Origin of the sequence: Moorena sp. SIO4A5 (assembly GCF_010672005.1) — a bacterium.
Taxonomy (GTDB): Bacteria; Cyanobacteriota; Cyanobacteriia; order Cyanobacteriales; family Coleofasciculaceae; genus Moorena.
In genome coordinates this window covers 1-6,538 of sequence record NZ_JAAHHZ010000262.1, presented here as the reverse complement: position 1 = coordinate 6,538, position 6,538 = coordinate 1, and the positions used below count along the sequence as shown (strand labels likewise).

The window sequence follows — 6,538 nt, the reverse complement described above, 5'->3', positions numbered from 1 at the left end:
AGAAGTCAGAAGTCAGAAGTCAGAAGTCAGAAGTCAGAAGTCAGAAGTCAGAAGTCAGAAGTCAGAAGTCAGAAGTCAGAAGTCAGAAGTCAGAAGTCAGAAGTCAGAAGTCAGAAGTCAGAAGTCAAACTCTTGCGCTTACTTAGGTTTGAGACTTTTGTCATGTCCGCCCCTGCCCTGGCGACTGCTATATTTTATTGATTAGTCACTCAACTACTAGTATGTTTTCATTATTTAAAGTTTAACCTTGGCCAATAGGCCACGCTACGCGAACAACCTTGGCCAATAGGCCACGCTACGCGAACAACCTTGGCCAATAGGCCACGCTACGCGAACAACCTTCAACCTTGGCCAATAGGCCACGCTACGCGAACAACCTTGGCCAATAGGCCACGCTACGCGAACAACCTTGGCCAATAGGCCACGCTACGCGAACAACCTTCAACTTTCAATTTTCAACTTTGTTTAATCGGCACCCTAACAATAAACTTAGCTCCCTGTCCTGGTGTGCTCTCTGCCATGATGCTACCATTATGGCGTTCCACAATTTTACGGCAGATAGCTAGACCGATGCCGGTTCCTTCATAATCGCTGCGACCATGGAGCCGTTGAAAGGTTTGGAAAATGCGATCGCAATACCTGGGGTCAAACCCAATACCATTGTCTTCGACTATGATCTGACAACGCTCATTAACGGTTGCGCCTCCATAACTTAAGGGAACACTTTCTTGAAGCAGTTGACTATAAATTTTAACGACGTTACCTCTTGGTGCTGGTCGGAATTTAAGTCCGTTACTGATCAGGTTTTGCAAAAGTTGACGCATTTGCACTGGATCAGCTTCAATAGTATGTAGTTCACCGACTTCCACTACGCCACCAGATTGCTGGATACGTAGTTCTAAATCAGAGAGTACCTCTTGCACCACTTGAGCCAGGTCAGTGGCAACCAAGGGTCTTGCCTTAGTGGTCACCCGGGAAAGGCTAAGCAAGTCATTGATTAACACCTGCATCCGTCCTGCTGCATTCTGCATCCGTTTCAGGTAGTCTTGCCCCTGCTCCGTTAACTGTTCATGATACTTGGTCTGAAGGCGATCGCCAAATGCCTGAATCTTGCGCAGGGGTTCTTGCAGGTCATGGGATGCTACATAGGCAAACTGTTGCAGTTCCGCATTAGAACGGGCAAGTTCCTGACGCTGACGGGTTTCTGTTCCTAAAAGCTGGGCTTGGGCTAAGGCAATAGCAATTTGGTTCGCCAGTTGTTGCAACAATTCACTTTCAAAGTTAGTCCATTGTCGTGGATTGGCACACTGATGGGCAATCAACAAACCCCAAAGTTTGTCTTGTTGCTGAATTGGCACCACTAAGTTAGCTTTTACCCCAAACTGTTGCAGCATTTCTACATGGCAAGCTCGGATATCAGAGTTTTCTAAGTCACAGATGTTGCTAACCCTTCCCTGACGATACTGGTCTAGGTACTCTTCATGAAAGCAAGGATCTTCGATGCTTTGTCCGAGCATGATTGGCCAACCAGGTACTACTGCTTCTTGAACCACTTTCCCCCAGCCATCAAAACTTAGTTGGAAGAGTACAACTCGGTCAGCCTTGAGAAATTGTTGCACTTCTGTAACAGCCGTTTGCAAAATCTGCTCCAGTTGTAGAGACTGGCGGATTTTCAGGGTAATTTCTGAAAACAATTGCGATCGCTGATTTTGGCGCTTGAGTTCTTGCTCTGCTAACTTACGGTCAGTAATGTCATCCACCACATAGGAAAATCGGGGGTGAGCAGTGGTTGTCTCAGGAATTGGGCATACAGTGGCGCATAACCACCGGGTATCGGTTTCAGTGGTGTGATCATACTCGAAGGAAATGGGCTGATTGCTTTGTTGGCTTTCTCGGTAATGGCTAATCCAGCGACGGATATGAGTTTTGGGTGCCCCCAGCGCACTGGCTAACCGATTCTGCATGGCCTCGGGTGTAGTCCCGAAAAAATCCGCCGTACTCTTATTATCAGAAATATGCAGGATGTCATCATCCAAAAGTTCCACGACCCCCATCAATAGTGCGGAACTGTTGAAGAAACTACGCAGGGTCGATTCACTCTCCAGCAGTGCAGCTTCTGCCTGTTGGCGCTCTATTTCCGCTTGATGAGCTGCAATTAATCGACCAAGACTTTGAGCCATTAGTTCTACAATTTCCTGTTCGTGAGGCGGGAAATCCCTTGCTCTTACCTGGGTTGAGGAAAAATTCAGGGAGCCGTAGACTTCACCATAGACAAATATAGGAGTCCCGATATAGGACTCAAGTTTTAGAGTTTGGTAGACTGGATGAGCGTGCATCAGTGCTATCTCACCTACATGAGTATAGGCAATGGTCTTTTTTTCGCGAACAACTACAGCACAATAGGTATCTTTTAATTCAAACTCTGAGCCAGCCACTAAGCCTTCTAGATCAGACCTGACCGACAGGATAGTGTAGGAATTAAGGTGTATTTGACTAATAATGCCAGTGGGCATCCCTAAAATTTTACATCCCGTCTCCAGATAGTCAGCATACAGCAACTCAAAGTTTTGGTAATTGGTGGTATTCAGCCGATGTAGGTGTTTGAGGTTGTTACTGAAGGTTTCCAGGGCCTGAGACTTTTCCAAAAGTTGCTCGTCTGCGTGCTTGTGTTCAGTGATGTCCCGCCCTACTGCCTGGAGCTCAATCAATTCACCCTGTTCGTTAAAGATGGCACGATCGCTCCACTGCTGCCAGCGAATCTCTCCTGTGGGCATAATCACCCGGTGTTCAACCGTTTCTACCGGATTCTGGGGGCTTAGGGAAGTAATACACCGTTCTAGCCTTTTGAGATCCTCATCGGGAATCAATGGCAAAAACCGTTGCCCAATCAACTCTTGCTCTGATTTGCTGAAATAGCGACAGTAGGCACCATTGACAAAGGTAAGAGTTCCATCAGGACGGAAACGACAAATGAGTTCCGTTTGATCTTCGACAATAGCGCGATAGCGAGCCTCGCTTTGATACAATTTCTGCTGATTTTGCTGCCGCTCGGTAATATCATGGTTTAGACCAATGGTTGCTACTATATTGTCTTGCTGATCATAAAGAGGTACTACCACCGTTTCACACACCCCACACCTGCCATCTTTGCGAATAAAGTGAATCTCCCCAGACCAACGTCGGGACCTGGTCATCTCCTGGATAATCTGCTCGGTTAGAACAGCCGCCTCTTCCGGTCGGTGCAGAATCCCTGCAGTTTTACCCAATACCTCAGCTTTGGTGTAGCCGAATATTCGCGCTGAAGCGGGATTCCAATCAATTATCTTACCGGCTAAGTCCGTGATTATGATCCCATCGAAGATAGTCTCAAAAATCAGAGCCTGTCTACGCAGAACCTCTTCCGCCTGTTTGCGCTCAGTGATATCGATGCAAGAACCAATGTAACCGGCAAAGTCCCCATTGGGGGTAAATCGGGGAGTGCCTATATCTAATATCCAACGATACTGCCCATCCCTACGTCGCAAGCGGTACTCCATGCGAAAATTTTCTCTGGCGTCGAAGGCGGATACATAGGTATTGAAGCTGTACTCATGGTCATCAGGATGCACCCCTTCAGCCCAGCCATTGCCCAATTCAAGTTCGAGGGTCTTACCGGTGAAGTTCAGCCAAAGCTGATTGAAAAACTTATAAAGTTTATCAGTGCCTGACATCCAGATCATGACTGGGGCATGATCCGCCATCATCCGGAAGCGAGCTTCACTCTCTTCAAGGCTGGCTTGCTTTTGTTTGGCTTCGGTAATGTCCCGTGCGATCGCATAAATTAAACCATCGTTAACTAAAGGATTTGCAGCCCAGGCTAACCATTTATAAGACCCATCTTGACAGCGATAGCGATTTTCGAAGTAGACAGTAGGGATGCCACTCCCCAATTGTTCCATTTCCGTCCTAGTTGGTTCTCGGTCATCGGGATGGACAAAATTGAGAAACGTGGTGCTGGTTAGTTCCGCTTCGGTGTAACCCAAGGTGCTAGAAAAGGACGGACTCAAGCGCTTAAAATAGCCATCGAAACCCGCTATACACAGCAAATCCAGGGAGAGGTCAAAAAAGCGATCGCGTTCTTGCTGGATCCGTTTCCATTCAGTAATGTCACGAGTAAAACATCGGGTATGGACGAATTTGCCATTTTTCCAGAGGACATTGGAGTTAATCAAGACATGGCGAATCGAGCCATCTTTGCACAAGAGGCTAGCTTCATAGTTTTTTAAGGTTTCTTTAGCAGTTAGTCTGGCCAGGATATCTTCAATTACCTCTTGCTCCGGGTAAAATTCAGCAATGTGGTGACCGATATACTCCTGGGCGTTGTAACCCAGCAGATCTAACTCTGCCTGATTAGCCCACAGGATGATGCCATTGCTATCCACCCAATGGAGACCAACGGAGCCATTTTCTAAAAAATTCAGGAGTTCTTGGTCAACCTGGGGTAATTCATTCTCAAGACCTTGGTTTTCTAGCTGAGGTTGCTGTAAATCCGCTAACTGTTGTTTTAGCTCCAGAAGGCTTATCAGTTGACGACTTAAGGCTTGTAATCCTGCTAACTGTTGAGGCTGAAGTTCCTTTGGAACCTGAGCCATGACCGCAAGTGTTCCCAGAGCATATCCGTCAGAGGTAATTAGGGGAACTCCAGCATAAAACCGAATATGAGGCTCAGCAGTAACTAAGGGATGAGTGGCAAACCGTTGATCAGCCAGGGTATCCTGAACTACCAATACCTCAGCTGACTCAATCCGATGGCTGGATAAAAAGGTATTTTGACTTATTGACTTTTCATAATCGCCCAGATTAGACTGACACCATTGACTGTTACTGTCAATCAGGGTAATCAGAGCCATGGGCGTTTGGCAAATTTGTGCGGCTAATGCTGTGAGATCATCAAAGGCCTGTTGAAGCTCAGGGTCAATAGTTCTTTTATAATATTTTTGGGCTGCTAGCTTTGCTGGTTCATCAGCCCCACCTCCTCGTGCCATCAATCAAATAATCTCCAAACGGGTTATCATCAGCCCTAGTTATGATCAGCTCTAGGTTTGCTGTTGCTCAACACGGGTTTTACTGATCACTGATCAGCTAGGATGAGCTTGACTTTAAGTAGCTTGACTTTAAGGATAGGTAGCATCAATTGATTGACGGCAGATGTTTCATCGCCTAGTGAGCACTAGCCCTCGACAAGGTGATTATTGCCCTTGTCAAAGAAAAAACTTCTGATTTAATATTATTTGAATAGTATTTAGGTATATTAACTGAAATTAGAGCAGCTGCTCCTAATTTTTAAAGTATTTTAAAAAAATCGAAACATGGCGCTAGGGTTGCCTATTGATTAAATCCAACCAGTAAAGATAAATAAACTATAGCGTTTCTTATCGCTATGAGGTACACAGGATTTTTTACCTCTTGCCTCTTGCCTCTGCTCTATTCCCTGCTCCCTGCTCCCTGCTCCCTGCTCCCTGCTCCCTGCTCCCTGCTCCCTGCTCCCTGCTCCCTAACACCCAGAAGTTTGTACCTCATGACTATGATAAGTGCTATATATAAATATATAAATAAAGGCTTAGGCTGTTACTAATCTTAACACTCTTTGGAATTCTCAGCGAATGACTCCCCCGCCCAAGATCTCTGAAAAGCAAACCGTAGATAGTTTTTCAATCACCATCGCTCCGTTATTCCTATCAGACATCTACGCCCTTGCTGATGATCCGGCTAATGGAGCTGTGGTGATGATGAGTGGCACAGTCCGTAATCAGACTGATGGTAAACCAGTGGTAGCATTAGAGTATCAGGCTTATGAACCCATGGCATTACGGGTATTTTCCTCAATTGCTGCCCAGATTCGTGCCTCATGGTCTGATGTCAATCGGGTGGTAATCCATCATCGCATCGGTCGCTTAACTATTGGGGAAATTAGCGTGTTAGTCGCTGTTGCCTGTCCTCATCGTTCAGAAGCCTTTGCAGCTTGTAAGTATGCTATTGACACGTTGAAGCATAATGCTCCGATTTGGAAAAAAGAGCATTGGGATGATGGTTCTAGCAGTTGGGTCAGTATTGGGGCGTGTGAGCAAAATGCAGAATTTTAAGGGGTTGAAGGTTTGAAGGTTGTTCGCGTAGCGTGGCCAAACGCGCCCCGCGTGGCCAATAGGCCAAGGCCAAGGTTGTTCGCGTAGCGTGGCCAAACGCGCCCCGCGTGGCCAATAGGCCAAGGCCAAGGTTTGAAGGTTGTTCGCGTAGCGTGGCCAAACGCGCCCCGCGTGGCCAATAGGCCAAGGCCAAGGTTGTTCGCGTAGCGTGGCCAAACGCGCCCCGCGTGGCCAATAGGCCAAGGCCAAGGTTTGAAGGTTGTTCGCGTAGCGTGGCCAAACGCGCCCCGCGTGGCCAATAGGCCAAGGCCAAGGTTTGAAGGTTAGCTGGTTAGCTGGTTATTTGGTTGAAGGTTGAAAGTTTGCCTCTTGGAAGCCTTAAATCGTAGGGTGGGCATTGCTTTTGGAATATCATG

At 46.9% G+C, this 6,538-nt stretch carries 5 protein-coding genes; 3 read left to right on the top strand and 2 right to left on the bottom strand.

What is annotated here, in order from left to right; all coding sequences use genetic code 11:
• Positions 1–201: hypothetical protein (locus F6K57_RS34360; RefSeq protein WP_293072397.1), on the top strand; the 201-nt coding region annotated here is incomplete at its 5' end.
• A 254-nt stretch (positions 202–455) separates the two neighbouring features.
• On the opposite strand, the gene F6K57_RS34355 is transcribed toward F6K57_RS34360, so the two are convergent.
• A complete protein-coding gene (locus F6K57_RS34355; protein ID WP_293072399.1) occupies positions 456–5,024 on the bottom strand; it encodes a PAS domain S-box protein in 4,569 nt (1,522 codons plus the stop codon).
• A 395-nt stretch (positions 5,025–5,419) separates the two neighbouring features.
• On the opposite strand from F6K57_RS34355, the gene F6K57_RS34350 reads away from it, so the two are divergent.
• Both F6K57_RS34350 and F6K57_RS34345 read left to right on the top strand, forming a co-directional pair.
• Complete coding sequence (locus F6K57_RS34350) at positions 5,420–5,614, top strand: hypothetical protein (protein WP_293072395.1); 195 nt, start codon at positions 5,420–5,422, stop codon at positions 5,612–5,614.
• A gap of 28 nt (positions 5,615–5,642) precedes the next feature.
• Positions 5,643–6,122, top strand: a complete 480-nt coding sequence (locus F6K57_RS34345; RefSeq protein ID WP_293072393.1) for a molybdenum cofactor biosynthesis protein MoaE — start codon at positions 5,643–5,645, stop codon at positions 6,120–6,122.
• Here F6K57_RS34345 and F6K57_RS34340 read toward each other — a convergent pair.
• Entirely contained in the window at positions 6,119–6,421 is a 303-nt protein-coding gene (locus F6K57_RS34340) for a hypothetical protein (protein WP_293072391.1), read from the bottom strand. The two genes, F6K57_RS34345 and F6K57_RS34340, sit on opposite strands and share 4 nt — an antisense overlap.
• Positions 6,422–6,538 lie beyond the last annotated feature (117 nt).

Coding starts and splice junctions, on each gene's coding strand:
- F6K57_RS34355 (WP_293072399.1), bottom strand. CDS start 5,024: ATGGCACGAGGAGGTGGGGCTGATGAACCAGCAAAGCTAGCAGCCCAA.
- F6K57_RS34350 (WP_293072395.1), top strand. CDS start 5,420: ATGAGGTACACAGGATTTTTTACCTCTTGCCTCTTGCCTCTGCTCTAT.
- F6K57_RS34345 (WP_293072393.1), top strand. CDS start 5,643: ATGACTCCCCCGCCCAAGATCTCTGAAAAGCAAACCGTAGATAGTTTT.